Annotated in this window: 22 protein-coding genes, 2 tRNA genes and 1 pseudogene; 13 read left to right on the top strand and 12 right to left on the bottom strand. The window is 64.4% G+C overall.

Annotated features, from left to right (window positions below; genetic code table 11):
* Nucleotides 1-9: 9 nt before the first annotated feature.
* The 9 genes and pseudogenes from DSP71_RS06325 to rpmH all read right to left on the bottom strand — a co-directional run bounded on the left by DSP71_RS06325 (nt 10) and on the right by rpmH (nt 8,249).
* Nucleotides 10-1,458: a sugar porter family MFS transporter gene (locus DSP71_RS06325; RefSeq protein WP_208644284.1), complete on the bottom strand. Its 1,449-nt coding sequence runs from the start codon at nt 1,456-1,458 to the stop codon at nt 10-12.
* Nucleotides 1,459-1,518: 60 nt separating this feature from the next.
* Nucleotides 1,519-2,490 (bottom strand): ParB/RepB/Spo0J family partition protein, encoded by a 972-nt coding sequence (locus tag DSP71_RS06330; RefSeq protein WP_174799742.1) that lies wholly within the window; start codon nt 2,488-2,490, stop codon nt 1,519-1,521.
* On the bottom strand, nt 2,490-3,365 hold the full coding sequence (locus DSP71_RS06335) for a ParA family protein (RefSeq protein ID WP_227751222.1): 876 nt from the start codon (nt 3,363-3,365) through the stop codon (nt 2,490-2,492). Before DSP71_RS06335 ends, DSP71_RS06330 begins: the two co-directional genes overlap by 1 nt.
* A 1,814-nt stretch (nt 3,366-5,179) precedes the next feature.
* Nucleotides 5,180-5,874 (bottom strand): annotated as a pseudogene (gene rsmG / locus DSP71_RS06340) (16S rRNA (guanine(527)-N(7))-methyltransferase RsmG).
* Entirely contained in the window at nt 5,840-6,331 is a 492-nt protein-coding gene (locus tag DSP71_RS06345; protein WP_113680663.1) for a R3H domain-containing nucleic acid-binding protein, read from the bottom strand. Before DSP71_RS06345 ends, rsmG begins: the two are co-directional and overlap by 35 nt.
* Nucleotides 6,328-7,398, bottom strand: a complete 1,071-nt coding sequence (yidC, locus tag DSP71_RS06350) for a membrane protein insertase YidC (RefSeq protein WP_058630955.1) — start codon at nt 7,396-7,398, stop codon at nt 6,328-6,330. Before yidC ends, DSP71_RS06345 begins: the two co-directional genes overlap by 4 nt.
* A gap of 3 nt (nt 7,399-7,401) precedes the next feature.
* Nucleotides 7,402-7,752, bottom strand: coding sequence for a membrane protein insertion efficiency factor YidD (yidD, locus tag DSP71_RS06355; protein ID WP_046747966.1), 351 nt, complete (start codon nt 7,750-7,752; stop codon nt 7,402-7,404).
* Nucleotides 7,749-8,105, bottom strand: coding sequence for a ribonuclease P protein component (rnpA, locus tag DSP71_RS06360; protein WP_113680664.1), 357 nt, complete (start codon nt 8,103-8,105; stop codon nt 7,749-7,751). The genes yidD and rnpA overlap by 4 nt, the downstream gene beginning before the upstream one ends.
* Nucleotides 8,106-8,111: 6 nt before the next feature.
* On the bottom strand, nt 8,112-8,249 hold the full coding sequence (gene rpmH / locus DSP71_RS06365) for a 50S ribosomal protein L34 (protein WP_013584598.1): 138 nt from the start codon (nt 8,247-8,249) through the stop codon (nt 8,112-8,114).
* Nucleotides 8,250-8,565: 316 nt separating this feature from the next.
* On the opposite strand from rpmH, the gene dnaA reads away from it, so the two are divergent.
* The 7 genes from dnaA to DSP71_RS06400 all read left to right on the top strand — a co-directional run bounded on the left by dnaA (nt 8,566) and on the right by DSP71_RS06400 (nt 18,603).
* Nucleotides 8,566-9,960 (top strand): chromosomal replication initiator protein DnaA, encoded by a 1,395-nt coding sequence (gene dnaA, locus DSP71_RS06370; RefSeq protein WP_046747968.1) that lies wholly within the window; start codon nt 8,566-8,568, stop codon nt 9,958-9,960.
* A 494-nt stretch (nt 9,961-10,454) separates the two neighbouring features.
* Nucleotides 10,455-11,597: a DNA polymerase III subunit beta gene (gene dnaN, locus DSP71_RS06375; protein WP_046747969.1), complete on the top strand. Its 1,143-nt coding sequence runs from the start codon at nt 10,455-10,457 to the stop codon at nt 11,595-11,597.
* Nucleotides 11,598-11,692: 95 nt separating this feature from the next.
* Complete coding sequence (gene recF, locus DSP71_RS06380) at nt 11,693-12,883, top strand: DNA replication/repair protein RecF (protein WP_113680665.1); 1,191 nt, start codon at nt 11,693-11,695, stop codon at nt 12,881-12,883.
* On the top strand, nt 12,876-13,394 hold the full coding sequence (locus tag DSP71_RS06385; protein WP_113680666.1) for a DUF721 domain-containing protein: 519 nt from the start codon (nt 12,876-12,878) through the stop codon (nt 13,392-13,394). The genes recF and DSP71_RS06385 overlap by 8 nt, the downstream gene beginning before the upstream one ends.
* Before the next feature lie 118 nt (nt 13,395-13,512).
* Nucleotides 13,513-15,603: a DNA topoisomerase (ATP-hydrolyzing) subunit B gene (gyrB, locus tag DSP71_RS06390; RefSeq protein WP_082108635.1), complete on the top strand. Its 2,091-nt coding sequence runs from the start codon at nt 13,513-13,515 to the stop codon at nt 15,601-15,603.
* A gap of 43 nt (nt 15,604-15,646) precedes the next feature.
* Nucleotides 15,647-18,202, top strand: coding sequence for a DNA gyrase subunit A (gyrA, locus tag DSP71_RS06395; RefSeq protein ID WP_046747972.1), 2,556 nt, complete (start codon nt 15,647-15,649; stop codon nt 18,200-18,202).
* Nucleotides 18,199-18,603 carry a DUF3566 domain-containing protein gene (locus DSP71_RS06400; protein WP_017829919.1) on the top strand — a complete coding sequence of 135 codons (405 nt, stop codon included), beginning with the start codon at nt 18,199-18,201 and terminating at the stop codon, nt 18,601-18,603. The genes gyrA and DSP71_RS06400 overlap by 4 nt, the downstream gene beginning before the upstream one ends.
* 70 nt (nt 18,604-18,673) lie before the next feature.
* On the opposite strand, the gene DSP71_RS06405 is transcribed toward DSP71_RS06400, so the two are convergent.
* Entirely contained in the window at nt 18,674-19,384 is a 711-nt protein-coding gene (locus DSP71_RS06405; RefSeq protein WP_113680667.1) for a VIT family protein, read from the bottom strand.
* A gap of 126 nt (nt 19,385-19,510) precedes the next feature.
* Here DSP71_RS06405 and DSP71_RS06410 point away from each other — a divergent pair, with 126 nt between their 5' ends.
* The 6 genes from DSP71_RS06410 (at nt 19,511) to DSP71_RS06435 (ending at nt 23,936) form a co-directional block, all read left to right on the top strand.
* Nucleotides 19,511-20,779, top strand: coding sequence for a histidine kinase (locus DSP71_RS06410; RefSeq protein ID WP_046747974.1), 1,269 nt, complete (start codon nt 19,511-19,513; stop codon nt 20,777-20,779).
* Nucleotides 20,767-21,456, top strand: coding sequence for a response regulator transcription factor (locus DSP71_RS06415; protein WP_058630950.1), 690 nt, complete (start codon nt 20,767-20,769; stop codon nt 21,454-21,456). The genes DSP71_RS06410 and DSP71_RS06415 overlap by 13 nt, the downstream gene beginning before the upstream one ends.
* Nucleotides 21,453-22,370: a hypothetical protein gene (locus DSP71_RS06420; RefSeq protein ID WP_113680668.1), complete on the top strand. Its 918-nt coding sequence runs from the start codon at nt 21,453-21,455 to the stop codon at nt 22,368-22,370. The genes DSP71_RS06415 and DSP71_RS06420 overlap by 4 nt, the downstream gene beginning before the upstream one ends.
* Before the next feature lie 84 nt (nt 22,371-22,454).
* Nucleotides 22,455-22,528: transfer RNA gene (locus DSP71_RS06425), tRNA-Ile, on the top strand.
* A gap of 25 nt (nt 22,529-22,553) precedes the next feature.
* A tRNA-Ala gene (locus DSP71_RS06430) sits at nt 22,554-22,626 on the top strand.
* 308 nt (nt 22,627-22,934) lie between these two features.
* Nucleotides 22,935-23,936 carry a site-specific integrase gene (locus tag DSP71_RS06435; protein ID WP_181800677.1) on the top strand — a complete coding sequence of 334 codons (1,002 nt, stop codon included), beginning with the start codon at nt 22,935-22,937 and terminating at the stop codon, nt 23,934-23,936.
* A gap of 464 nt (nt 23,937-24,400) precedes the next feature.
* Here DSP71_RS06435 and DSP71_RS06440 read toward each other — a convergent pair whose 3' ends face one another.
* Both DSP71_RS06440 and DSP71_RS06445 read right to left on the bottom strand, forming a co-directional pair.
* The gene (locus DSP71_RS06440; RefSeq protein WP_147251221.1) at nt 24,401-25,489 is read right to left on the bottom strand and encodes a replication initiator; all 1,089 of its coding nucleotides are present in this window, start codon (nt 25,487-25,489) and stop codon (nt 24,401-24,403) included.
* Nucleotides 25,486-26,697, bottom strand: a complete 1,212-nt coding sequence (locus DSP71_RS06445; RefSeq protein WP_113680671.1) for a UvrD-helicase domain-containing protein — start codon at nt 26,695-26,697, stop codon at nt 25,486-25,488. The genes DSP71_RS06440 and DSP71_RS06445 overlap by 4 nt, the downstream gene beginning before the upstream one ends.
* Nucleotides 26,698-26,735 lie beyond the last annotated feature (38 nt).

Below are 26,735 nucleotides of genomic sequence, written 5' to 3' on the forward strand. Positions count from 1 at the left end.
ACTCCCAGCCTACGTCGGCTGCGGACCCCGCCGGCGCTCCACCTTCATGTTCTCCGTCATGTCCTCGAGCTCCTTGCCCTTGGTCTCCGGCACCTTGAAGAACACGAAGAAGAACGACAGGAGCGCGAAGAACGCGTAGAACCCGTAGGCGAACGTGAGGCCGATCTCGGCGAAGGCCGGGAAGGTGGTGGAGATGAAGAAGTTGGCGACCCACTGTGCCGCTGCGGCCACCGCGAGGGCTCCGGCTCTGATGGAGTTCGGGAAGATCTCGCCGAGCAGAACCCAGACCAGCGGCCCCCAGCTCGCACCGAAGAACACCACGAATCCGTTCGCACAGACCAGGGCGATCGTGGCCCACGGGTCGGGGAGCGTCGCCGTCCCCTGCGCATCCAGTGTGCCGAACGAGAAGGCCACTGCCATGAGGCCGAGCGTCACGGTCATGCCGACCGAGCCCACCAGCAGCATGATCCGGCGACCGACCTTGTCGACGAGCAGGATCGCCACGATCGTGACCACGATGTTCGTGACCGAGGTGATGACGGAGGTCAGGAGAGCACTGGACTCATCGAAGCCCACCGACTGCCAGAGCGTCGTCGAGTAGTAGAAGATGACGTTGATACCGACGAACTGCTGGAAAACGGACAGCAGGATGCCGATCCAGACGATGGGCTTCAGCCCCAGGCGATTACCACGCAGATCACGCAACGATTCCGAGCGCTCCGTGTTGATCGTGCCGGTGATCTCCTCGATCTTGCCCTGGACATCGACCGTGCCGGTGACGGTCTCCAGCACGTCTGCCGCCCGTTTCAGCTCGCCCTTGCGCACCAGATAGCGCGGAGATTCCGGGAGTCGCAGCGAGACCAGTCCGTAGACCAGCGCAGGGATCGCGGCGACCATGAACATCCAGCGCCAGGCGGTGAGTCCCCACAGCGGCTGGTCCGCCGCGCCGGCGATGCCTGCGAGCAGCGCATCGGAGAGCAGCGCGGCGAAGATACCGGTGACGATCGCCAGCTGCTGCAGCGAGCCCAGGCGACCTCTGATCGCTGCGGGTGACACCTCGGCGATGTACGCCGGCGCGATCACGGAGGCGGCTCCGACACCCAGTCCCCCGATCACCCGCCAGATGATGAGGTCGACGACGCTGAAGGCGAGACCGGATCCGATCGCCGAGATGAAGAACATGGTGGCTGCGACCACCATCACGGGGATGCGTCCGTACTTGTTGGAGACGGGGCCGGCGAACCAGGCGCCCACGGCACATCCGATGAGGGCTGACGACACGGCGAAGCCCTTGAGCGCAGTACCGAGGTCGAATCCGGACACATCGCCCGCGAGCGCGTCGACCGCGCCGTTGATCACAGCCGTGTCGAATCCGAAGAGGAATCCACCTAACGCGGCGGCGATGCTGACCGCGATCACACGGCGTTTGATGGCTGCTGGACCGGCTGTTCTTGACATGACATCCCCCTCGTCGTCACGATGACGCGAGTCTAGGCTAGCGCTGCCGCTGGCGGGACCTCACTTCGACGAGCCGTAACCGCCTTCTCCGAGCTCCTCGAGAATCCGATTGAGATCCTGGATGGAAGCGAAATCGATAGTGACCTGCCCTTTTCGCGCTCCCAGTGCGATCTTCACACGCGTGTTGAGACGGTCGCCGAGCTTGCCGGCCACCTCATCCAGATACGCGCGTCGCGCACCCGGGGTCGGCTTCGCGGACGACCCGGCACGGGGCTGTGCCTTCGCCGCTTCCTCCGTCGCGCGCACCGAGAGGTCTTCATTCACGACCTTGTCCGCAAGGCGCTGCATCGACTCCGGTGTCTCGAGACTCAGGATCGCTCGCGCGTGCCCGGCAGTGAGCACTCCGGCAGCCACCCGCTGCTGCACCGGGACGGGGAGCTTCAGCAGTCGAATCGTGTTGCTGATCTGCGGGCGGGAACGGCCGATGCGCGTGGCCAGTTCCTCCTGGGTGATTCCGAAGTCGTCGAGCAGCTGCTGGTATGCAGAGGCCTCTTCGAGCGGGTTCAGCTCTGAACGGTGGAGGTTCTCCAGCAGGGCGTCGCGCAGCAGATCCTCGTCTGCGGTGTCACGGACGATCGCGGGGATGACGTCGAGGCCGGCCTCGCGCGCGGCGCGCGTGCGGCGCTCCCCCATGATGAGCTCGTACTCGCCATCGGCGTTCTTTCGAACCACGACGGGCTGCAGCACCCCGAACTCGCGGACGCTGTGCACCAGCTCTGCGAGATCCTCGGGGTCGAAGTGCGTCCGAGGCTGACGCGGATTCGCGACGATGCTGTTCGGGTCGACCTGGACCAGATGAATGCCGGGGACATTCTCGAGCTCCGGCGCCTCGGCATCGGCCACGGGAGCCGCCTCGGTGCTCGTCTGTCGCAGGCTCGCGCCCGGGAAGAAGACATCGACGGGACGTTCCGACTGATCCGCCGTGGGGATGAGGGCACCGATGCCCCGGCCCAGTCCAGTGCGCTTCGCCATCATTTCTCCTTGCTCTGCGTCGCTCTGCGCGACGCGATCTCAACAGCGGCCTCACGGTATGCGATCGCGCCGGCGGATTGGGCGTCGTAGGCGATCACGGTCTGGCCGAAACTCGGGGCCTCGGATACCCGTACGGATCGAGGGATCACGGTCTCCAGCACCTGCTCGGGGAAATGCGTCCGCACTTCCTCCGCGACCTGTTGTGCCAGACGGGTACGCCCATCAAACATCGTCAGCAGGATCGTCGAGAGGTGGAGCACCGGGTTCAGGTGCTTCTGGATCATCTGAATGCTGCCGAGCAGTTGGCTCAATCCTTCCAGTGCGTAGTACTCGCACTGGATGGGGATGAAAACCTCTGTCGCGGCGGTGAAGGCGTTGATCGTGAGCAGGCCCAGGGAGGGTGGGCAGTCGATGATGACGAAGTCCATCGGGTGCTCTGCGAGGTACACGTCGAGCGCGCGACGAAGACGATGCTCTCGAGCGACCTGCGCGACCAGCTCGATCTCCGCCCCCGCGAGGTGGATCGTGCTCGGTGCGCAGAAGAGGTTGGGATCCTCCGGGCTCTGCTGCACGATGTCTGCCAGCGGAAGCTCGTCGATCAGCACGTCGTAGACACTGGAGACCTCAGCACTGTGGGGTACTCCCAGGGCTGTGGATGCGTTTCCCTGCGGGTCGAGGTCGATGACCAGCACCTTCCCGCCCATCCCCGCCAGTGCGGAAGCGATGTTCACGGCGGTGGTGGTCTTTCCCACGCCACCCTTCTGGTTCGACACCGTGAGAACGCGGGTTTCGCCGGTGAACTCCACGGCAACCCCTTCGAGTGCGCGCCTGCGGGCGGAGAGGTCAGCGAGTTCCCGCGCAAGCGGCGTGTCCATCCCGAACGATTCGCTCGAGGATGTCTTCTCGGATGGTTTCACGTGAAACATCCACTCCTTTCGGGGCCGCGTTCCACTCTAATCGCAAGCAGAGACGTTCGATGACGAGAGCACTGTCGCAGCTCGAGCGAAGCACGTCGGGGTCCTCGTTCCCGCGGCCAGTCTCCGCCAGACCGGCTTCTCGCGCTCCGCTCCCCGCATCGCTTGGCGGATGTTTCACGTGAAACAGTGCGCACTGTGGCGATGATGACGACAGCTAGCCTGCCGGGCTGCCCTCTCCCGGTGCTGGCGGGTACAGCGCACCCCACTTGCAGGAGTCTCCACAGTAGACGGAGTGTGCCGGGGCCGTCAGATGGAATCGCCGACAGAGTGACGAGCTTCGCTGCGCTCGGCACCGCCACGCCGGTCATGTTTCGGTGTCACCACCCACTGACCCAGACGGGGGTGGTCCTCACGCCTCTGGCCGGCCACGGCGAGGAACTCCCCCCTGCGCTGCGCCACGCATGTGGTTTCAGACGTCCCTGTGTCGGCAGAGCCGGCGGGCGCCGTCCGACTCGCAGCACCAACAACTTCTATCCCCCGGGTGCCTGTGACACTCCGTCTATCCTCAGGCGCTTCCGGCGCACGTCGAGATCTGTTCTCTACTGCACAGAGGATGACTCAGCCCACTCTCTTCGACCAAAGGGCCGTCACACGCGGTCTGGTCTGGATGTTTCACGTGAAACACCGTCGACCGGCGAAACCACGAAGCCGTCGTATGCCATCCGCCGGGCAGCAACCAGGAGCTTCTCACCGCCGGCTGCCTGCGACACTCCGTCTGTTGTCAGGGACCGGACGCGCGACAGAGGATGACTCAGCCCACTCTCCTCGACCAGAGGGCCGGCATAGGTGGTCCGGTCTGCATGTTTCACGTGAAACACCGTCGAGAGGCAAGACCATGAAGCCGTCGTAGGCCATCCACCGAGCAGCCACCAGGAGCTTCTCACCGCCGGCTGCCTGCGACACTCCGTCTAGTCTCAGGGACTTGGGCGCGCGACAGATCTGTTCTCTACCGCGCAGAGCAAGCCCCCTCTTCGACGGAGAGGGCTTCATCAGCGGTCCGATCTGCATGTTTCACGTGAAACACGGTAGAAGAGCAACATTATGAAGCCGCCACCCTTCGATGTCGGGATTCACTTGAACCTAGTCCGGACGATTCCCGGCCACCGAGCTCTCACGTGGACCGCCCCATCATGCGGGGTTAGCGCAACCCGAACGCCCCGGGTCTATGCCAGGGCTTCACGTCAGGGGTGTTGTGCCTCGAATGTCGCGCCACGGATGTCACGGGGCTACACGCCAAATGTCCGAGTCGACAACTCTCCTCCCAGGACGCCGCGCGCCCGGAACTCCCCCTCTTTGGCGTACCCGTTTCACGTGAAACACCGCGTACGCGGACGGCACCAGAGCCATCACGACGCAGCGCACGAGCATGCCTGGCTAGTGGTGCTCACGAGACGTAGTGCGCAACCATTCGAGCGACATGATGCCGATGGCGATGGCGATGGCGATGGCGATGGCGATGTGTCCTAACTGGGGAGCTGCGGCGATAGGGCCTCCCCTCCCGGCGAACATCGCGCTGCGTGCGGCGCGCGACTCCGCTTTCAGATGGGCAGTAGGTCTCGTCGAGATCGTGATAGCCCTGGTTGGTCGCGCGCGGAGCGAGGCATTACGGGCGCCAACGCACGGAGACGGTGGATGCCCGAGCGATGAGACCCTGCCGATGAACACGAAGGCGGATGTTTCACGTGAAACATCCGCCTTCGATGAAGACGTGACTAGCGGACGCGCGCGCGAATCACCCGAGTCGTCTCGGGGATGACTCCCTCACCCAGCACCTCGACGCGAACGTCCGAGAGGCGGAACTTCTTGATCTGCTTCTGTGCGGCATCGATCTCGTTCGCTGCATTCATGCCTTTGAGCAGAGTGAGCTCGCCACCGTCACGAACCAGCGGTGCGGTCAGCGGAATCAAGGTACGGAGCGCACTCACCGCACGAGCAGTGACCACATCGAAGCCCTCCGGAGGACGTACGTCCTCCGCGCGAGCTCGCAGCACCACGACGTTGGACAGATCCAGCGCCTCCACCTGCTCGTTGAGCCAGATGACCCGTCGTTCCATCGGCTCGATCAGCGTCCACTGCACATCAGGACGCGCGATCGCGAGCACGAGCCCCGGTAGGCCCGCCCCCGAACCGATATCCGCCACCGAACCGTGGAACAGCGGAGCGGCGATCGCACTGTTGAGGATGTGTCTCGTCCACAGGCGCGGGAGCTCGAGGGGACCGATGAGGCCGCGCTCCTCCCCCTCGCGGGAAAGAGCAGCCGTGAAGGCACGCGCCACGTCGATACGATCCCCGAAGAGGCTGGCAGCGGAGGAGGGCTCCTGCTCGAGATCACTCATGAGCGTCCCCGTTCGACCGATGTTTCACGTGAAACGTCAGCGTCGGCGCAGGACCGTGTGACGGTCAGCACCCTCGCCGTAGGACTCGGAGACCAGGCCCCGCTCGGCGGCGATGTCATGGACGAGCTTGCGCTCATAGCTCGACATCGAGGGCAGAGATGCCTGGGAGGAACCCTCGTCGAGTTTGGCAGCCGCGGCGTCGACCAGGGTCTCCAGCTGGCGACGACGCGTGTCGCGCGAGCCTGCGATGTCGAGGATCAGTCTTGAGAAGGAACCGGTCTTGCTCTGCACCGCGAGACGAGTCAGCTCCTGCAGAGCCTGTACGGTGTCCGGAGCGGAGAGCAACGCCAGCGCATCGCCCTCAGCCTCGACGGAGACGTATGCCCGACCCTGCCGCACATCCAGGTTCAGATCACCATCGATGTCCGCGATGTCGAGAAGCTCCTCGAGGTAGTCCGCCGCGACGTCTCCCTCGTTCTCGAGCTGGGCCACAGTCGGCTCGGTGTTGTCGGTCATGGTCTCGCTCATGAACCGCTCCCCTTCTTCTTCGCACGCTTCTTTCCGACCGGCTGCTGACGCTTCGGTGCTTCTGCCTTCGCCTTCTCGGCCTCTTCGAGCAGACGCTGCTGCTCAGCCTCGTAGGCAGCCATCGGAACGACCTTGCCGGAGGAATCGATCGCCTTGCCCTTGCGTGCAAGACGCTCCTCGCGTGCCTTGGCAGCTTCGGAACCGGGAGTGGGCATCTCGCGGATGACGAGGAACTGCTGACCCATGGTCCAGAGGTTCGAGATGAACCAGTACACGACGACGCCGAGCGGGAAGAAGACACCCGAGAAGATGAAGCCCAGCGGCAACACGTACAGCATGATCTTCTGCATCTGGTACGCCTGGCCGGTCTTGGCCTCGGGCGACAGGTTCTTGGAGATGATCTGCAGCTGCGTGAAGAACTGCGACCCGATCATGAGCACCACGAGCGTGACCAGGATGATGATGGCCGTCGTGTTCTGCGCATCGATCGCGTTACCCAGCGTCTCGTGCAGCGACGCCACACCGAACAGCTTCGCGTCGTAGAACTCCTTCGTCAGCTCCGGGCTGAGGAGACCGACACCACCGATGTTGTCTCGAGCGTGCTTGCTGACATCGCTCAGCACGCTGTAGAGCGAGAAGAAGATCGGCATCTGCACCAGAAGCGGCAGACAGCTCGACATCGGTGTCGTACCGTGCTTCTTGTACAGCGCCATGGTCTCGCGGCTCATGGCCTCACGAGAGAGTTGATCCTTCTTGCCGCGGTACTTCTCCTGAACTTTTCGCAGTTCAGGAGCGATTTCCATCATCTTGCGCTGGCTCTTGATCTGCTTGACGAACAGCGGAATGAGAGCAGCACGGACGACGATCACGAGCCCGACGATCGACAGCACCCAGGTGATGCCGGAGGCCGCGGGCAGACCGACAGCCGTCAGCAGCCAGTGCCAGGCAACGAGGATCAGCTCGACCACCCACTTGAGCGGCCACAGGATGGTGCCGATCAGATCGAAGCCACCCCCCGCCGGTTGAGGGCTGGGAGTCGCGCTGGCGAGCAGAAGGTCAAGACCCACCGATCAGTCCTTTCGGGAAGGGACGACGAAACCGTGTGCGGTCAGGTCGTAACGGAAGTGTTCGTGCGGACGGACGTCATCGACGCCGCCGGTGGTCCAGGGGTTGCAGCGGAGGATGCGCCATGCGGAGAGCGCCGCCCCCTTCACTGCGCCGTGCTGCTGCACCGCACCTACAGCGTAGGCGGAACAGCTGGGGTAGTACGCACAGACATCTCCATACATCGGCGAGATGACCTTGCGGTAGGCGGTGAGGAACCCCAGCACGAGATTCCGCGGGATCACCGGAATGCTCCGCACCAGGTCCTGCGCATGCAGATGTGCGGTCCCGACGGACGACGCCGGAAGGGCGGTCATGCCGACACCGCGGAAGCCGCCGGATCCAGGCGGAGGAGGCACCGATCGACATCGGCTCGGAGCTCCGCGTAAGAGGCGGTCGCAGACGCAGGAAGGGCACGGATGACGACATCCGTGCCCTCAGGAACCCGTGGAAGCGCCTCCGCGCACACGGCCTTGAGCCGACGACGCACGGAGTTGCGCACCACTGCGGTGCCCACCTGCTTGCTGATGATGAATCCGAACCTCGCGGCTCTGTTCTCGCCCGTGGTCAACACCGAGGTGATGACACGCGCCCCGCCACAACGGGATCCGCGACGAACGACCAGACGATAGTCGCTCCCGCGAGTCAGCCGATACGGGCGGGCGAGCACAGCGGACTACGCAGAGAGCTCGGTGCGGCCCTTCGCGCGGCGGGCGGCGAGGATGCCACGGCCGGCACGCGTACGCATGCGGGCGCGGAAGCCGTGCTTCTTGGCGCGACGACGGTTGTTGGGCTGGAAGGTGCGCTTGCTCATGGAATCACTCCGGGAATGCTGCCACCGGGTTCACTTCGACCGGAGACATGGGGTACTGCCAAAAATGGCATAAGTCAACCAAGTAAGGGTACGTCTTACCGGCGCACAGAGCAAATCTGGGCTCTCACAGAGCCGTCGCGCGGTACCGGGTGCACAGCCATTATCCACAACCTCCGGACCTCGCGTCGACGCAACACGCCCGCGTGATTCCAAGGGCAGGTTGCCGTTCACAGCCGGGATGACTACCGTGGCATCCTAAGTTATCCACAGGGGACACGGCACGTAGACCCCGCCTCGATCACCCGTCCGGAGCGTCATGTCCTCACCTGCCCAGCCCGATGTCCCCATCTGGACCACGGTGCAGGAGCTTCTGGTCGACGACGACCGGGTGACACCCCAACTGCAGGGCTTCCTCAGCCTGGCCGTTCCGGCCGGAGTGATGTCGGCCACGCTCTATCTCGAGGTTCCGAACGATCTCACGGCCGCGCAGATCAACAAGCGTCTGCGTCTCCCGATCATGGAGGCCCTCTCGCACATCGGCGAGGAGGTCACCTCCTACCGCGTCGTGGTCAACCACGAGCTCGCCGAGCAGCAGACCGCGCCGATCGCCGTCGGCGACTTCGGTCGTCAGGAGCAGACGCGCAGCGAATCCCCCATGGAGCCTGCGCCCACCCCGATGCGCCATGAGTCGCGCCTCAACCCGAAGTACACCTTCGACAACTTCGTGATCGGACAATCCAACCGCTTCGCCCACGCAGCCGCCGTCGCGGTCGCCGAAGCACCGGCCAAGGCGTACAACCCCCTCTTCATCTACGGCGACTCCGGACTGGGCAAGACCCACCTCCTCCACGCCATCGGCGATTACGCGCAGTCCCTCTACGCGGGGGTGAAGGTCAGATACGTCTCCAGCGAGGAGTTCACGAACGACTTCATCAACTCCATCGCCAACAACCGGGGTGCTGCCTTCCAGGCGCGATACCGGGAAGTCGACATCCTCCTCATCGACGACATCCAGTTCCTGCAGGGGCGGGCCGAGACCCAGGAAGCCTTCTTCCACACGTTCAACACCCTGCACGACCACAACAAGCAGGTGGTCATCACCAGTGACGTGGCTCCCAAGCTCCTCACCGGCTTCGAGGACAGGATGCGCAGCCGCTTCGAGTGGGGTCTCATCACCGACGTCCAGGCGCCCGACCTGGAGACCCGCATCGCCATTCTCCGCAAGAAGGCCCAGAGCGAGTCTCTGCACATCCCCGACGAGGTGCTCGAGTACATCGCCACGGTGGTGTCATCCAACATCCGCGAGCTGGAGGGGGCACTGATCCGCGTCTCCGCGTTCGCGAGCCTCAATCGATCGCCTCTCGACATCGCGCTCGCCCAGACCGTGCTGCGCGACATCATCGACACGGCGGAGGACAACATCATCTCGCCGACCGACATCATCACGGCGACCGCGCAGTACTTCAAGCTCACCGTCGACGACCTGTACGGGTCCAGCCGCTCGCAGCAGATCGCCACCGCTCGACAGATCGCCATGTACCTGTGCCGGGAACGAACGAACCTCTCCCTCCCCAAGATCGGGCAGCTGTTCGGCAACCGCGACCATACGACCGTCATGTACGCGTACAAGAAGATCAGCGAGCTCATGAAGGAGCGTCGCTCCATCTACAACCAGGTCACCGAGATCACGACCCAGCTGGGACGGCGCTGACACGCCGCGTCTCGGAAAAAGGGGAGGTCCGCACCTGATCGGGTGCGGACCTCCCCTTTTTGTCACCCGGACTGGGGTTCTGATCTCTCGATTGATACCTCTATGCACATGTGGATAACTTGTGGATGACCGTGGATTCGATCGGGACGAATGTGGGTCGATCACCCAAACCTGTGGATAACTCCGGGAGGGGCTTCGAGCACCTCACCCCCGCCAACCCGCGGATTCCTCAGGGTTTCCACAACTGACAACTGTGTAGTTCCCTACTCGCTCTTGCTATCCACCGACTTATCCACAGTATCCACAGCTGTTAACACCGTTAAGGAGTTAAGTCATTCAGGGCGCGATCCGATCACCAGACGGTGTGGAGAGCCGACCGTCGAATGACAGGAACCTCGGCGTAGGGATACGCCGGACTGTGGGGCTAGCATGGGAAGCCCTGCACCGGCAGGGCCGACGACAACGCGTCACAGTTCGACGACAAGGGAGCACCCGTGAGGTTTCAGGTCAACCGCGATGTCTTCAGCGAGGCTGTCTCGTTCGTCGTCAAGCTCCTGCCGCAGCGCAACCCACAGCCGATCCTCGCGGGAGTGCTGATCGAGGCGGACGGTTCCGGCCTCACGCTCTCGGCATTCGACTACGAGGCCTCCGCTCGAACCACCATCGAGGCCACGGTGGAGACCCCGGGCACGATCCTGGTCCACGGTCGACTTCTCTCGGACATCGCCAGCCGCCTCCCGAACGCTCCGATCGAGATCGCGGTCGAGGAAGACGGCGGCATCGCGGTGACCTGTGGCTCCGCGCGGTTCACCCTCGCCGCCATGCCGGTTGAGGAATACCCGTCCATCCCCGAGGTCACCGGCTCGTCGGGAGTCGTTCCCGCCGACGACTTCGGCACCGCCATCGCGCAGGTCGGATTCGCGGCTTCACGCGATGACGTCACGCCGGTGCTCACGGGTGTGCAGCTCGAGGTCTCCGGCCAGACCCTGAGTCTTGTCGCCACCGACCGCTACCGCGTCTCGCTCCGAGACGTGCCGTGGGACGGTGAAGCGGTCGAGGCCACCGCGCTGGTTCCCGCGCGCACGCTGCTGGAGGTCGGGAAGACCTTCGGACACGCCGGAACGATCCAGGTCGCGTTCTCCGGAGCCGGCGACCGCGAGATCATCGCGTTCACCGCAGGAAACAAGACCGTCACCTCGCTCCTGATCAAGGGCAACTTCCCGCCGGTGCGTCGTCTGTTCCCCGAGCAGACGGACCACTACGCGGTCGTGAACACCGCCGACCTGGTCGAAGCGGTCCGCCGCGTATCGCTCGTCCTCGATCGCGCCGCTCCGCTGCGTTTCACGTTCTCGAACGACAGCGTCACCATGGACGCCTCCGGCGGAGACCATGCGCGCGCTTCCGAGTCGGTCGACGCGATCCTCTCCGGCGGTGACGAGGTCACGCTCGGACTGAATCCGCAGTACCTGATCGAGGCTCTCGGCGCCGTGAAGAGCGAGTTCGTGCGCGTCACCTTCACATCGAGCGACAACGCCAACAAGCTCAGCCCGGTCCTCATCACGAGTCAGACCTCGGTCGATCAGGCCGGCCTCGACTCGTTCAAGTACCTGCTGCAGCCCAACCTCCTCCTGCGCTGACCCCGCTCGGCGAGAGCAGGGAGCTTAACGCCTCCCCATCCCCGAGATTCACCGACACTGAATCAGGTGTCGGACACCGAAGGTAGGCTGACTCCGTGATTGTGGAGCACCTGAGTCTGGTCGATTTCCGCAATTACGCGACCGCCGAACTCGCTCTCCACCGCGGTCCGAACGTCCTCGTGGGCAGGAACGGCCAGGGCAAGACGAACCTCGCCGAAGCGGTCGTGTTCCTGGCGACTCTGGGGTCCCATCGTGTCTCCTCGGACGCACCGATGGTCCGCGACGGACAGGAGTTCGCCGTCATCAGGGCTCGCCTCTCTCACGGGGAGCGCCGTGTCCTCGCCGAGGTGCAGGTCAACCGGCAGGGATCGAACAAGGCGCGCATCAACGGGTCGCCGTCGAAGCCGAACGAGCTCCCCCGGTATGCACACGTCGTGCTGTTCGCTCCGGAGGACCTGCAGATCGTGAGAGGCGATCCCTCGGCTCGTCGTCGGTTCACCGATCAGCTCCTCATCCAGCGCACTCCGAGACTCGCCGCCGTCCTCGCCGACTACGACCGTGTGCTCAAGCAACGGAACGCGCTCCTGAAGTCGGCCAGGGCCAGGGGAATCCGCGGCGAGGCGCTGAGCACTCTCGATGTGTGGGACGACAAGCTCGTCTCCCTCGGTTCGGAGATCATCACCGCTCGACAGCGGCTGGCCGTGGATCTGCAGCAGCCGGTCGCCGATGCGTACGAGGCGATCGCCGGGGCCGACCACCGCCCGCAGCTGGAATGGGCCCTCTCGGTCGGCGGAGGAGATCCCGAAGAGGGCGAAGATGCCGCGGACGGAGGAAACGCCGGATCATCGGTCGACCGGCTCGGAGATCCCGGGCACATCGCCGAGTTGTTCCGCGCCTCGCTCGCGGCGAAGCGGTCGAACGAACTCGACCGCGGACTCACCCTCACCGGTCCGCATCGCGATGACCTCGTGCTGCGTGTTCGCGACCTCCCTGTGAAGGGCTATGCATCGCATGGCGAGTCGTGGTCTGTGGCCCTCGCGCTGAGGCTGGCCTCGGCCGAGCTTTTGCGCAGCGAGTCCCCGGCCGGAGATCCCGTCCTCATCCTCGACGACGTCTTCGCGGAACTCGATGCCGATCGTCGACAGCGCCTCGCCGCCCTGACGGCAGGATACGAACAGGTGGTGGTGACGGCAGCGGTGGAGGAGGATATCCCCGAGGTGCTGCACGCGCACGTGGTGCGGATCAGCGCTGGAACGATCAGCGACGAGAGGGGGAAGGATGACTGACGCGGCATCGACTCCCCCGGTCTCCACTCCGCCGGCTGACGTCCCGGAGACGATCGGCACGTACCTGCGACTGCGCGGCCTGCAGCCGAGCTCGAAGAGCTGGAAGCGCAAACGGCGCATCACCACGGACGACGACAACGCTCCGTTCACGCCGGGGCGTGATCCCGGCCCGCTCGGCGCCGTGCTCGACAAGCTGAGTCGGGACTCGGGATGGCAGATCACCCTCGCCCGGGAAGACCTCGTTCGGCAGTGGGCCGACCTCGCTGGGGCCGACACCGCGAAGCACTCGGAGCCGGTGTCTCTGGAGCGCGGTCTGCTCACCGTCAAGTGCGATTCGACGGCGTGGGCGAAGAACCTGCAGTTCATGCGGGCGACGATCCTCACGGAGATCGGTCGACGGTATCCGGATGCGGGCGTGGAGAACCTTCGGTTCATCGGACCGGACGTCCCCTCGTGGAAATGGGGTCCCAGAGCCGTTCCAGGACGGGGCCCACGCGATACCTACGGGTAGGGCACCATCCGAGGGGGTCGAAACGCTCAGAGGCCCACACACGGCCGTTGAGCGGCATTTCTCGACGAAACTCCGCTAGAATGGGAGTTCGTGATATCGATGTGGAGAATGCCCTCTGATGACGCCTGAATCCCCTGCTGACGAGACGGAATCGAACACCGGGGGAACCCCCGCCCCTTCGACTGGCTCAGGGACCCAGACTCCACAGCCCGCACCCAAGGCGAAGCAGCCCGGAGAGTACGGCGCGGATTCGATCCAGATCCTCGAGGGCCTCGAGGCTGTGCGCAAGCGCCCCGGCATGTACATCGGGTCGACCGGTCCCCGAGGCCTGCACCACCTGGTCTACGAGATCGTCGACAACTCGGTCGATGAGGCGCTGGCCGGCTACGCCGACACGATCCTGGTGACGATGCTCGCTGACGGCGGCGTGCGCGTCGTCGACAACGGCCGAGGAATCCCGGTCGACCCGCACTCGTCGGACCCGAACAAGTCGACGGTCGAGGTCGTCCTCACGATCCTGCACGCCGGCGGAAAGTTCGGCGGCGGCGCGTACGCCGTCTCCGGTGGACTGCACGGCGTCGGCTCCTCCGTCGTGAACGCCCTTTCGACGCGGTTCGACGTGGAGGTCAAGCAGAAGGGCTTCGTCTGGCGGCACAGCTTCGCCGACGGCGGTGTCCCCCAGCAGAAGCTCGAGAAGGGCGAGGCGACCGACGAGACCGGGACGAGCATCACGTTCTGGCCAGACGCGGAGATCTTCCAGGAGACGACCGAGTTCGACTACGACACCCTCCGCACGCGGTTCCAGCAGATGGCGTTCCTCAACAAGGGGCTGCGCATCGAGCTGCGCGACGAGCGCGAGTCGTCGGCCTACGAGGTCGAGGAGGACGGCGCGACCGTCACCAAGCAGCCCGGCGATGTGTTCTTCTACGAGCGCGGTCTGGTGGACTACGTCGAGTACCTCAACAAGGTGCGCCACGCCGAAGTGGTCAACGACGAGATCATCGCCTTCGAGTCGGAGGACACCGAGCGCAAGATCTCGCTCGAGGTCGCGATGCAGTGGACGACCTCGTACACCGAGAACGTGTTCACCTATGCCAACACCATCAACACCCACGAGGGTGGAACGCACGAGGAAGGCTTCCGTGCGGCACTGACGACCCTGGTCAACAAATACGCGCGAGCGAACAACCTCCTCAAGGAGAAGGACGACAACCTCTCCGGCGACGACGTGCGCGAGGGACTGACCGCAGTCATCTCGATCAAGCTCGGCGAGCCCCAGTTCGAGGGGCAGACCAAGACGAAGCTCGGCAACACCGAGGCGAAGGCGTTCGTGCAGAAAGTGGTCGGCGATCAGCTCGGCGACTGGTTGGAGCGCAATCCGAACCAGGCGAAGAACATCATCCGCAAGGCGATCGATGCGGCCACGGCTCGTCTCGCCGCGCGGAAGGCCCGTGAGACGGCGCGTCGCAAGAGCGTCTTCGAGTCGGCGGCCATGCCGGACAAGCTCAAGGACTGCACGAGCAAGGATCCGTCGATCAGCGAGATCTTCCTCGTGGAGGGTGACTCGGCCGGTGGTTCCGCCGTGCAGGGTCGAGACCCTCACACCCAGGCGATCCTGGCCCTCCGAGGAAAGATCCTCAACGTGGAGCGCGCGCGTCTCGACAAGGCGCTCGGCAACAAGGAAGTCCAGGCGATGATCCAGGCCTTCGGCACCGGCATCGGCGAAGAGTTCGACATCGAGAAGGCGCGCTATCACAAGATCGTGCTGATGGCGGATGCCGACGTGGACGGTCAGCACATCACCACCCTGCTGCTGACGCTCCTCTTCCGCTACATGCGCGGGCTCATCGAGGCCGGTTTCGTGTACCTCGCCATGCCGCCGCTCTACCGGCTCAAGTGGTCGAACTCGGCTCACGAGTACGTGTTCAGCGACGCCGAGCGCGACGCCCTGCTGAAGCACGGCATCGAGAACGGCAAGCGCATCCCGAAGGATGCCGGCATCCAGCGCTACAAGGGTCTCGGTGAGATGAACCCGAAGGAGCTGTGGGAGACGACGATGGATCACACCACTCGCACCCTGCAGCAGATCACCATCGAAGACGCGGCCGCGGCCGACGAGATCTTCAGTGTGCTGATGGGCGAAGACGTCGAGTCCCGACGCAGCTTCATCCAGCGCAACGCCAAGGACGTCCGCTTCCTCGACATCTGATGCCCGCGGGCTCAGACCAGATGTGTGACAGAGAGATTGATTGATGACTGACGAAGAACGCACCGAGCCGGAACACGACCACGGCAAGATCGATCAGGTAGACCTGCAGTCGGAGATGCAGCGCAGCTACCTCGACTACGCCATGGCCGTCATCGTGGGGCGTGCGCTCCCCGATGTGCGCGACGGCCTCAAGCCGGTGCACCGGCGTGTCATCTACGGCATGTACGACGGCGGATTCCGTCCTGACAAGTCGTTCTCGAAGTGCGCCCGTGTGGTCGGCGAAGTCATGGGTCAGTACCACCCGCACGGTGACTCGGCGATCTACGACGCCCTCGTGCGACTGGTGCAGCCGTGGTCGCTGCGGTATCCGCTGGCCCTCGGGCAGGGCAACTTCGGCTCCCCCGGCAACATGGGTGCCGCGGCTCCGCGATACACCGAGACCAAGATGGCTCCGCTCGCGCTCGAGATGGTGCGCGACATCGAAGAAGACACCGTCGACTTCACCGACAACTACGACGGCCAGACGCAGGAGCCGACGGTCCTGCCCGCCCGTTTCCCGAACCTGCTCGTCAACGGCTCGGTCGGCATCGCGGTCGGAATGGCCACCAACATCCCGCCGCACAACCTGCGCGAGGTGTCCGACGCGGCGCTCTGGGCACTCGACAACCCCGGCATCTCCCGCGAGGAACTGCTCGAAGGCCTGATCCAACGCATCCCGGGCCCGGACTTCCCGACTGGCGCGCAGATCCTCGGCACCAAGGGCATCCACGAGGCTTACCGCACCGGCCGCGGCTCGATCACCATGCGCGCGGTCGTCAATGTGGAGGAGATCCAGGGTCGTACCTGCCTCGTCATCACCGAGCTGCCGTACCAGGTCAACCCGGACAACGTGGCGGTGAAGATCGGCGACCTCGCCCGTGACGGCAAGATCACCGGCATCGCCGACATCCGTGACGAGTCGTCGGACCGCACGGGTCAGCGCCTGGTCGTGGTGCTCAAGCGCGACGCGGTCGCCAAGGTCGTGCTGAACAACCTGTACAAGCACACGCAGCTGCAGGAGAACTTCGGCGCGAACATGCTCGCGATCGTCGACGGCGTCCCCCGGACGCTCGCGATCGACGGGTTCATCTCGAACTGGATCTCCCACCAGATCGACGTGATCGTGCGACGGACCGAGTTCCGCCTTCGCGAGGCCGAGAAGCGCATGCACATCCTGCGCGGGTACCTGAAGGCGCTCGATGCGCTCGACGAGGTCATCGCGCTGATCCGTCGTTCGCAGACAACAGCCGACGCCAACGAGGGCCTGCAGAAGCTTCTCGACATCGACGAGATCCAGGCCGATGCGATCCTGCAGATGCAGCTGCGCCGGCTCGCAGCCCTCGAGCGTCAGAAGATCATCGATCAGGCGAACGAGCTCGAGGCGCAGATCACCGACTACAAGGCGATCCTGGCCGACGAGGGCCGTCAGCGGACCATCATCCGGGAAGAGCTGACCGGCATCGTCGAGCGTTTCGGCGACGAGCGCCGCACCCACATCCTGCACGGCTTCGACGGCGACGTCTCGATGGAGGACCTCATCGCCGAAGAGGAGATGGTGGTCACCGTCACGCGCGAGGGCTACATCAAGCGCACGCGCAGCGACAACTACCGTTCGCAGCACCGCGGCGGCAAGGGCGTCAAGGGTGCCCAGCTGCGGGCGAACGACATCGTCGAGCACTTCTTCGTGACGACCACGCACCACTGGCTGCTGTTCTTCACCGACAAGGGTCGCGTCTATCGCGCGAAGACGTACGAGGTGCCGGAGGCCGGTCGCGACGCCAAGGGCATGCACGTGGCGAACCTGCTCGCCCTGCAGCCCGACGAGAACATCGCCCAGGTGCTCGACATTCGCGACTACCAGGTGGCGGACTATCTGGTGCTCGCGACGCGTGACGGACTGGTCAAGAAGACCCGTCTCGACAACTACGACACCAACCGTCAGGGCGGTGTCATCGCGATCCGTCTGAACGAGGAGGACGAGCTCGTCAGCGCGCTGCTCGTGAACGCCGAGGACGACATCCTCCTCATCAGCCGTCGAGGCATGTCGGTGCGCTTCGAGGCGACAGATGAAGCCCTGCGCCCGATGGGCCGGGCGACGGCCGGTGTCCGCGGAATGAAGTTCAAGATCGATGAGGACTGCCTGCTCTCGGCATCCGTCGCCGCGCCGGGGAAGTTCGTCTTCGTGGTCACCGACGGCGGCTATGCGAAGCGCACCGCGGTGGAGGAGTACCGGGTTCAGGGTCGCGGCGGAACGGGCATCAAGGTCGCCAAACTCAACGATGATCGGGGCACTCTCGCGGGTGGTCTGATCGTCTCCGAGGACGACGAGGTCTTGGTGGTTCTGTCCAGCGGCAAGGTGGTACGCTCTGCCGTGGCCGAGGTCCCCGCCAAGGGTCGAGACACCATGGGAGTGGTGTTCGCCCGTACGACGGAGGCCGACCGCATCCTCGCCATCGCCCGTAACGGTGAGCGCGGCCTCGCCGAAGAAGAGGCCGATGCGGAGGACGCAGAGACCCAGGCCCCCGAGACGACCCAGACCCCTGAGGATACAGACGCATGAGCACAGTGGCCGACAAGCTGGCGAAGAAGTCGACCCGCAAGACCAGCGGAAAGCAGGTACGCCTCCGACTGGTCTACGTGGACTTCTGGTCGGCCGTGAAGCTCTCGTTCCTCGGAGCCGTGGCCCTCGCGGTCGTCACGATGGTCTCGTTCTTCCTCATCTTCCTCGTGTTCCAGGCGACGGGGATCATGACGACGGCGGAGAGCTTCCTGCTCGGCATCACCGACAACACGTTCGTGCTGTCCGAGGTCGTGGGACTGCCGCAGGTGATGGCCTTCGCCGCCGTGGTGGCGATCCTGAACCTGATCGTCTTCACGGTGCTCGGCGCCGTGGTCGCCGGAATCTACAACCTCGCGGTGAAGGTGACCGGCGGACTGCTGGTCGGCTTCATGTCGAACTGATCCTCGGTACGGATCCACGAAGGGCGGGTGCTGCGGCACCCGCCCTTCGTCGTTGCTCGGCGCGGGATCGCTAGACCACGCCGGTCGTACCGAGGAGGGTGCCGATGAGCCAGGTCGCCGCCAGTGCGAGTCCGCCGCCGACGACCAGCCGTATGGATGCGCGCATCGGAGCGGAGCCGCCGATCTTCGCCGACAGGGTTCCCGTCACCGCGAGCGCGAGAAGCACTGCGACGAACGTCACGGGCACGCGCCATTCCGGAGGGGGAAGGAGGATGGCCAGCAACGGCAGCAGTGCTCCGAGAGTGAACGCCACCGCGGAGGAGAGCGCCGCGTGCCACGGGTTCACGAGGTCATCCTGATCGATGCCCAGTTCCACTTCCAGATGGGCGGAGAGGGCGTCGTGCGCGGTGAGCTCCTCGGCCACCTGGCGCGCTGTCTCCGGCGAGAGCCCGCGGTCGCGATAGAGCTGGGTGAGTTCGTCGAGCTCCACGGCCGGCATCGTACGGAGCTCCTCGCGCTCCTTCGCGATCAGTGCCCTCTCACTGTCACGCTGACTGCTCACCGACACGTACTCGCCGAGGGCCATCGAGATCGCGCCTCCGACGAGGCCGGCGATTCCCGCTGTGAGAAGTGCGGCGTTGTCGGTCGTGGCGCCGGCCACCCCGACGACGAGTGAGGCGACCGAGACGATGCCGTCGTTCGCGCCGAGCACTCCTGCGCGCAGCCAGTTCAGCCGCTGACCGAGACCGGTGCCGTGCGGTTCCCTCTCATGCGTACTCATGCCCCCAGTGAAGCAGAACCGTCGTGGTCGAACCGCGACGATCACGGGAACTCTTACGGAAAACCCGAATCGGAGTGTCCGGTTGGCTCGCTGTCGTGGCCTCCCCCACCGCCGTACCTTGGAACCATGACCACTCAGACTGCGACCCCGGCTTCCGCAACAGCGGTGAAGCCGCCGTTGCGCATCTTCCTCACGATCCTGCATCTGGCAGGCGTCGGCGTCCTGGGCGGCGCCATCTTCGGCACGCTCGGAGGCCTCCTCGGTACCGGACTCGGACTCCTCTTCGTCGCCGGTATCGGTCTGGTCCTGCTCGTCGGCTTGGTCTATGCCCTCTACGGTCTCGGCTGGTTCGAGATCGCTCGGGTCGGGTCGCTGTACCGGACTCCGGTCGGCCCCCTGCGGCTGCAGCCACGCGACCGCCCCGGCTTCGTCGGATGGCTGCGCGCATTGGGCCGGCAGGCGATCGATGGACGCATGTGGCGCGCTGTCGCCAACTTCGCCATCTCCGCCGTGCTCGGGTGGGTCGTGCTTCGGCTGTTCTGGGGCCTGATCTGGTCGATCGTCGTCTCGTTCGCACCGCTCACCGGAGTCGACTCCGTGATGGGACCGTTCGGCGGCGGGGGCATTCCTGCCGAGTGGGCCCCGCTCATCGGGATCCTGGGCATCGCAGCCTGCGTCGTCGGGATCATCGGCCTCGCACTGCTGCATCGCACCCTGTCGCTCGCGATCGTCATCCGCAGCAGGGAGACGGAGCTCACCGAGCGTGTCCGCACCTCGACGGCCCAGCGCGAGGGGGCCGTGCGCGCCGCCGATGTCGAGCGCACCCGCATCGAGCGCGATCTGCACGACGGAGTCCAGCCCCGTCTCGTCTCCGTGGGGATGACGCTCGGGCTCGCTCAGCAGAAGATCGACAGCGATCCCGGTGCGGCGAAGGAACTCATCAACGAGGCTCACACCTCGACGAAGGCGGCCATCACCGAGCTGCGTCAGCTCGCACGCGGCATACATGCCTCCGTGCTGGACGACCGGGGGCTCGACGCCGCACTGTCGGCACTCGCGGGACGCTCCCACATCCCCGTGCACCTCGACGTGCGGATGGACGGTCGGTGCAGTCGCGAGGCCGAGGCCGCCGTGTACTTCTCGATCGCCGAGTCCCTGACCAACGCGGCGAAGCACTCCCGAGCCAGCGAGGCCCGTGTGGTCGTGCGGCTGCGTGACGGCAACACGCTGTGGGCGCGGGTCGAGGACAACGGCATCGGAGGAGCGCAGGTGCAGCCGGGCGGCGGCCTCGACGGCATCGCGAACCGCATCCTCGCCGCCGGCGGAACCTTCCGCCTCGACAGTCCGCAGGGCGGCCCGACCAGCCTGGAGGTGAGCGTCCCGTGCGCATCCTGATCTGCGAGGACTCGGTCCTGCTGCGCGAGGGCCTGGTCCGTCTGCTCGAAGACGCCGGTCACCAGGTGGTCGCCGCTCTTCCCGACATCGAGGGTCTCGACCAGGCCGTCGTCACGGAGGCACCCGATCTGTGCATCCTGGATGTGCGTCTCCCTCCGACCTTCACAGACGAGGGGATCCGGGCCGCTCTCGGTCTGCGGTCGACCCACCCGTCGCTCGCGATCCTCGTGCTCTCCCAGTACGTCGAGGAGCGTTACGCCTCCGACCTGATCGCGGCGCAGGGTGGCCCTCTCGGCTACCTGTTGAAGGATCGGGTCGCCGACGTCTCGGAGTTCCTCGCCTCCGTGCAGCGGATATCCGAGGGAGCCACCGTGCTCGACCCCGAGGTCGTCGCCCAGCTGCTGACACGGCGTAACCGTGATGATCGGATGCTGCGGCTCACCGAGCGCGAGCGCACCGTGCTCGCACTGATCGCCGAGGGCAAGTCGAATCAGGCGATCGCCGGACTGCTGTTCCTCTCCGAAGCCAGCGTCGAGAAGCACATCACCTCCATCTTCCAGAAACTGGGCTTCGAACAGGACGAGTCGGGCAACCGCCGTGTGCTCGCCGCCCTCGCCCACATCGAGAACACCGGTGGCACGACGCCGCCGACCGGCCAGACAGGAGTGGCACGATGACCACCGACAACAACGGGGACCAGGGCGGACACACCCCGCTCACCCCGCCACCCGCCTCCGTTCCGCAGTCTGACGCTCCGCACGCGGCTCCGACCCCTCCTCCCGCCGGCCGCTCGTCAGGTGCGACCGCGGTCATGGTCGTGACGGCGGTGGTCGGTGGGCTCGCACTTCTCGGCGCCGGCGGAACAGCAGCCGCGGCAGCCGTCGGCACCATCGCCACTTCGAACCGTGCCGACTCCGTGCAGAGCGTGGGTGTCGCCGGGCTGGAGAGCATCGACCTCTCCGCCGACGCCAGCAGCATGCGGGTCGAGTTCGGCGACGTCGACGAGGCCACACTCGCCATCACGAACGGACGCGGTACCCCGTGGAGATTCGAACGTGACGGCGACGAGCTGGTCGTGCGGAGCCCGCAGGGGGTCTTCGGATGGTGGATCGGCGGCTGGTTCGGTGAGGAGGAGGTCGCTGTGCTCACGCTCCCGGAGAGCCTTCGCGACGCGGGACTCGATGCCGACCTGAACCTCAATGCGGGCAGCCTCGATGTGGCCGGAGACTTCGGGATCCTCGATGTCAGTGTGAACGCGGGTGCTCTCGACATCCAAGGAGCCGCGAAAGAGCTCGACGTGCAGATGAGCGCCGGTCGTGCCGACATCCTGCTCGACGGCATCGCCCAGGCCGACCTCGGTGTCTCCGCGGGTGATCTCACCGTGGAGCTGACGGGAACGCCTCCCGCGCTGACATCCATCGACGTCAGTGCCGGCACCCTCGATCTGACCGTTCCCGACGTCGAGTACGCGATCTCCCAGGAGATCAGCGCGGGCACGCTGAACGCCGAAGTGGATGAGGCGTCGAGCTCGCGGAGGACGATCGACGTCTCCCTCTCGGCCGGCACCGCGACCATCCGACCGGGTCGCTGAAGACGATCGAGGGGGAGACACTCCCGGGCGCTCCCCCTCGATTCGGATTTTCCGTCTTTCTCCGGTAAAGTCTTGGAGGTTGACGGGGCTATAGCTCAGGCGGTTAGAGCGCTTCACTGATAATGAAGAGGTCCCAGGTTCAAGTCCTGGTAGCCCCACTCCTTAACTCAAGAAATCCCTCACGGGGCCTTAGCTCAGTTGGTAGAGCGCCTGCTTTGCAAGCAGGATGTCAGGAGTTCGAATCTCCTAGGCTCCACAAAGTAACCAAGAACCGCGAGAAATCAACGATCTGACCTCGCTGGAGCGGTACATCTCGTTACACTTCCCGTTACACTTGCCGCCATGCGTGATCTGACCGGCGGCTCTGTCTCGTTCACGACCCACAACGGCGAACCTCGATACGTCGCGCAAGTGTCGTACACCGACGATGACGGCCGCCGTCGATTCATCCGTGGCGTGGGCATGACCGAACGTGATGCGATCCGACGACGCCAGCAGAACATCGCCAAACGTCTCGCCTCCCCGCCCGTGCGCGACTCCGCTCCCGCGCTGACCGTGCGTGACGTGTTCACCCGCTGGATCGACTCGTACGGCCCGAACGACATTTCCACCGAAGTGCGACGCAAACACCGCCGTCAGGGGGAGTTGCACATCCTGCCGTTCCTCGCTGACGTGCCGATCGCTGACCTTGACCGCGAACGTGTGCAACGCTTCCTGTCGCATGACATCGCTGCGCTGCCGGACGGCGCGTGGCGCAACACGTACAAGGTCGTGAAGACGATGCTCACGTGGGCGACGAACAACGACCTCATCGCACGCAATCCGATCACCGGCGTGAAGCAACGCACGTACAAGGCCGCCGTGCATGACGACGACATCCAGCTGATCGACAAACGAACGACCATCGCGCTCGATCTGCTCCGTTGGCTGAAGGACGAACAGCACAAGCACTACGTGTTGATCCTGTTCATGTTCCTCGGCCTGCGTCGATCCGAACTGTTGGGCCTGACGTGGAACTGCATCGATGATGACGACACCGACGTGGGGGCGCGTATTCATGTGCGTCAGCAGTTGTCGCGTGCGAAGGGGCAGGGGTGGTTCATCGATCCCCGCACGAAGAACAACAAGTCCCGCATCGTGTACATGCCACACGAATGGTGGGTCGACTTGACGTGGCACAAGATGACCACGTACCCCGACATCGGGGACTGGCGCGATGACCTTGTGTTCCGCCGCGACGATGGCATGCACATCAACTACACCGACGTGCAGAAAATCTGGGACGACGTGCTCGATGCGTACTTCGCTGCCCGCGAGACGAAACCCGAAAAATGGCGTCTGCACTACAACCGTCATTTGACTGCGTCGATGATGTTCCGTGCCGGCCAGAACTTGCAATACGTGCAGGAACTCCTCGGCCATTCCGATGCGACGATGACGCTCTACTACACGCATTTCTCCGCACAGGCGAAGAAGGATGCGATCACCGCGTACGGCGACGCGCTCGAAAAGGGCGATTGGGGACGACTCGCGAAGATCAACGAGGCAAATCCCGTCAGCGAATGATCGTCGTCAAAAAGTCGTGTTTCGTCTCCGCGAAAGTCGCGTTTCGCTCCTGACGCTCTGCTGATCGAAAACATGCGCTTCTACCGCACCTTTTGCCCGATCCGACTTTCACCTCTCCGTCCCCGCCTGATCTGACTTTCCCTTTTCCCAATCCATCTTCATATATATTGTCAAGAAGTCGCGACCCGCTCGCTGCGCTCGCGCTCCGCGCCTTTGCGTTATTGCGCTGACACATAGCTGCGGAATGTGCCGTCACATCTCCCGCGTCTCGCTGTGCTCCGCCCCGACGCGCTCCCGCTGACGCTCCCGCGCTGCCGTGACGTGCTCGCGTCCGCGCACCGACGTGACGCACAACCTTGCGACGTGTCACACAAACCGCGCCGCCGCGCCGCCCTGCTTTCGTGCCCGTGCGCCTTCGTGTCCATACCCCCGTGGATCGTCACTGCTCGCGATCTGGCGTCGTTTCATCTGTCCGACGTATGTCCGTCGTGTTCTGCTCCGTGCCGCTGTCTGGCGCGTTTCAGCGTTCGCCGCAACCGATCTGCTCCCGCGACCACCGCCGACGCCTCCATGCCCTCGAACGCCGCTTCGTATCCGATGCGTGCCAACCGTGCCGCCTCCTCCAACTCCGCCTGCTGCACCGTGCTCGACCCCGTGCCCGCGAACCGTGACCGCTGTGCCCGCAACTCTCCGAACGTCAACGCCGCGAACGACCATCCCTTGCTCTTCGTCAGCATCTGCCCTGCGTAACCGTGCGTCCTGTGCATCCGTCCGTCGCACACTCGCTTGCCCGCGCATCCTCTGCGATTGCACACGAGATTCTGCGCGTGTTTGTCCAACCGTTCATAGAACGCTGCGACCTGCTCCGACAATGCCCCGCGATCACCGCTCTGATGCTTCGCTGTGTATGCGACGACCTTGCTCATGTACCGAACGACGCTCCCGCGATCATCCCCGCCGACGCTCTGAATGTTCATCTGCCGACCCCATGCGATCCCCTGCGACTGCACCGCCCGTAACGCCTTCAACTCGCCCCACGCGTCCGATGAACTCACCCACTGCGGCACACGAACGATCCCGTGGAAGTGAATCGCCCCCCGTCTCTGCCACTCCCGTACGAACACCCACTCCGCATCCGGCAAACGACGTGCCAGCGCATCCGTTGTCGCGTGAAACAGGTCTCTGCTCCGTTGATTCCATGCGACCTGCTGCCGATACTCGTACCGTTTCGCATCGACCGGCACACCGTCCCTGATTCTGCCGAACGACGGCGCGGTGAACGTCACGAAGAAGAATCGATACGCCTGCAACGTCTCCCATGTGATCCCGTCGAGCTCGCTCGCGTTGCATCCTGACCCGATGATGCGTTTCTTGTCGAGGGAACGAATCGACGCGCACTTGCGACACACCGACGGATCGCCGCTCCCGCATCGAACGTAGCGATTGATCCTGCGCACGAAATAGGGGCGTTCACAGTGTTTCTCGATGAATGCCAGGGAGCGAACATCCAGAGCACCGTGAACGCCCTTGCGTGAAATATCGACAACGCTCATGATTCAACCTCGAACGGCAGATCACCGTCCTGCGTGAACAGCATCAACTCCTGCTTTGCCCGTGTCGCCGCGACGTAGAACAACCGTGCTTCCTCCGGCGATGGATCGAACGTGCCGAATGAACGTCCGTTGAGACCGATGACCGCGACCGCTTCCCACTCCAATCCCTTCGCCGCGTGAATCGTGCTCAACACCGTCGGCCGTGCCTTCTGCGTCGGCATCGCGCCGTGCGTGTCAAATGCTGTCCATGAGAACGCCTTGCCCTCCCGTGTGAACGCTCGACCGATCCCCTCCAACTCCGCGTGCGTGCGCGCCAGAATCGCATCGTTTCCGTGGCTCCACAGCAGCAAATCCCCGACCGTCTCCAACTCGTCCCGTGTGCGTACGTCTACGCGACCGCCGACGAAATCCGATGCGATCCGATCCGGCACCAACTGATTCGCGATCCTCAGAACGTCCACCGTCGAACGAAACGACCTGCTCAACGTGTACTGCGCCCACTCGCTGCGCTTCCTGAACAAATCCGCGTCCACACCCGTGAATCCGTAGATCGACTGCCACCGATCACCGACCCATGTCATGCTCGTGTCGTCGCTCGTCAACGCGTCCAGCAATCGCAACTGCAGGTTTGAGAGATCCTGTGCCTCGTCAACCACAATCTCGCCTTGCCACGGCCTCACGATCTCCGTTGCCATCGAGATCAGGTCATCGAAATCGACCGTGTTCGTGCGCTCTTTCTCGACCGCGTATGCCTCGACCATCGTTCGCGCTGCTTTGCCGTCGAACTCGCTGCTCTGCGGGAAACCACCCATGCCGTTTGCGATGAACGTCGATGCCTGTCTGATCGCGTTGACGTTCGCGCTCGTCGGCGTGAACCCGTGACGCATGATGACCCGACGCACCAGGAAATCCGTTGCCAAGGACGGCATGACTGCGCCGTTCTTCTCGTGCCACCGTGCAACGAACTCGTGTGCGAAGGAATGCAACGTCTTCACCGTCGCCCTGACGCCCATCGCCTCCAATCGCGATGACAACTGCTGCTGCGCTGCACGTGTGAAACACAGCAACAACACCCGCTTACCGTCCTTGCGTAACCGTGCAACCCTGTGCGCCGTCGTCTCCGTCTTGCCCGTGCCTGCGTACGCGTTCACCAACATGCGTGACTCGTTCGCTGCGATGACTGCCTGCTGTTCGTCCGTGACTCTCATGCTTGCCACCGCTCGCCACACACGCCGCACCTGTACCA

This window comes from Microbacterium sp. H6, from assembly GCF_003314775.1.
In the GTDB taxonomy this organism is placed as follows: domain Bacteria; phylum Actinomycetota; class Actinomycetes; order Actinomycetales; family Microbacteriaceae; genus Microbacterium; species Microbacterium oxydans.

What these genes read in the sequence shown, in the direction of transcription:
- DSP71_RS06325 (WP_208644284.1), bottom strand. Translation starts at nt 1,458, where the DNA reads ATGTCAAGAACAGCCGGTCCAGCAGCCATCAAACGCCGTGTGATCGCG.
- DSP71_RS06330 (WP_174799742.1), bottom strand. Translation starts at nt 2,490, where the DNA reads ATGGCGAAGCGCACTGGACTGGGCCGGGGCATCGGTGCCCTCATCCCC.
- DSP71_RS06335 (WP_227751222.1), bottom strand. Translation starts at nt 3,365, where the DNA reads ATGGACACGCCGCTTGCGCGGGAACTCGCTGACCTCTCCGCCCGCAGG.
- DSP71_RS06345 (WP_113680663.1), bottom strand. Translation starts at nt 6,331, where the DNA reads ATGAGCGAGACCATGACCGACAACACCGAGCCGACTGTGGCCCAGCTC.
- yidD (WP_046747966.1), bottom strand. Translation starts at nt 7,752, where the DNA reads ATGACCGCCCTTCCGGCGTCGTCCGTCGGGACCGCACATCTGCATGCG.
- rpmH (WP_013584598.1), bottom strand. Translation starts at nt 8,249, where the DNA reads ATGAGCAAGCGCACCTTCCAGCCCAACAACCGTCGTCGCGCCAAGAAG.
- dnaA (WP_046747968.1), top strand. Translation starts at nt 8,566, where the DNA reads ATGTCCTCACCTGCCCAGCCCGATGTCCCCATCTGGACCACGGTGCAG.
- DSP71_RS06385 (WP_113680666.1), top strand. Translation starts at nt 12,876, where the DNA reads ATGACTGACGCGGCATCGACTCCCCCGGTCTCCACTCCGCCGGCTGAC.
- gyrB (WP_082108635.1), top strand. Translation starts at nt 13,513, where the DNA reads ATGACGCCTGAATCCCCTGCTGACGAGACGGAATCGAACACCGGGGGA.
- gyrA (WP_046747972.1), top strand. Translation starts at nt 15,647, where the DNA reads ATGACTGACGAAGAACGCACCGAGCCGGAACACGACCACGGCAAGATC.
- DSP71_RS06400 (WP_017829919.1), top strand. Translation starts at nt 18,199, where the DNA reads ATGAGCACAGTGGCCGACAAGCTGGCGAAGAAGTCGACCCGCAAGACC.
- DSP71_RS06405 (WP_113680667.1), bottom strand. Translation starts at nt 19,384, where the DNA reads ATGAGTACGCATGAGAGGGAACCGCACGGCACCGGTCTCGGTCAGCGG.
- DSP71_RS06410 (WP_046747974.1), top strand. Translation starts at nt 19,511, where the DNA reads ATGACCACTCAGACTGCGACCCCGGCTTCCGCAACAGCGGTGAAGCCG.
- DSP71_RS06420 (WP_113680668.1), top strand. Translation starts at nt 21,453, where the DNA reads ATGACCACCGACAACAACGGGGACCAGGGCGGACACACCCCGCTCACC.
- DSP71_RS06440 (WP_147251221.1), bottom strand. Translation starts at nt 25,489, where the DNA reads ATGAGCGTTGTCGATATTTCACGCAAGGGCGTTCACGGTGCTCTGGAT.
- DSP71_RS06445 (WP_113680671.1), bottom strand. Translation starts at nt 26,697, where the DNA reads ATGAGAGTCACGGACGAACAGCAGGCAGTCATCGCAGCGAACGAGTCA.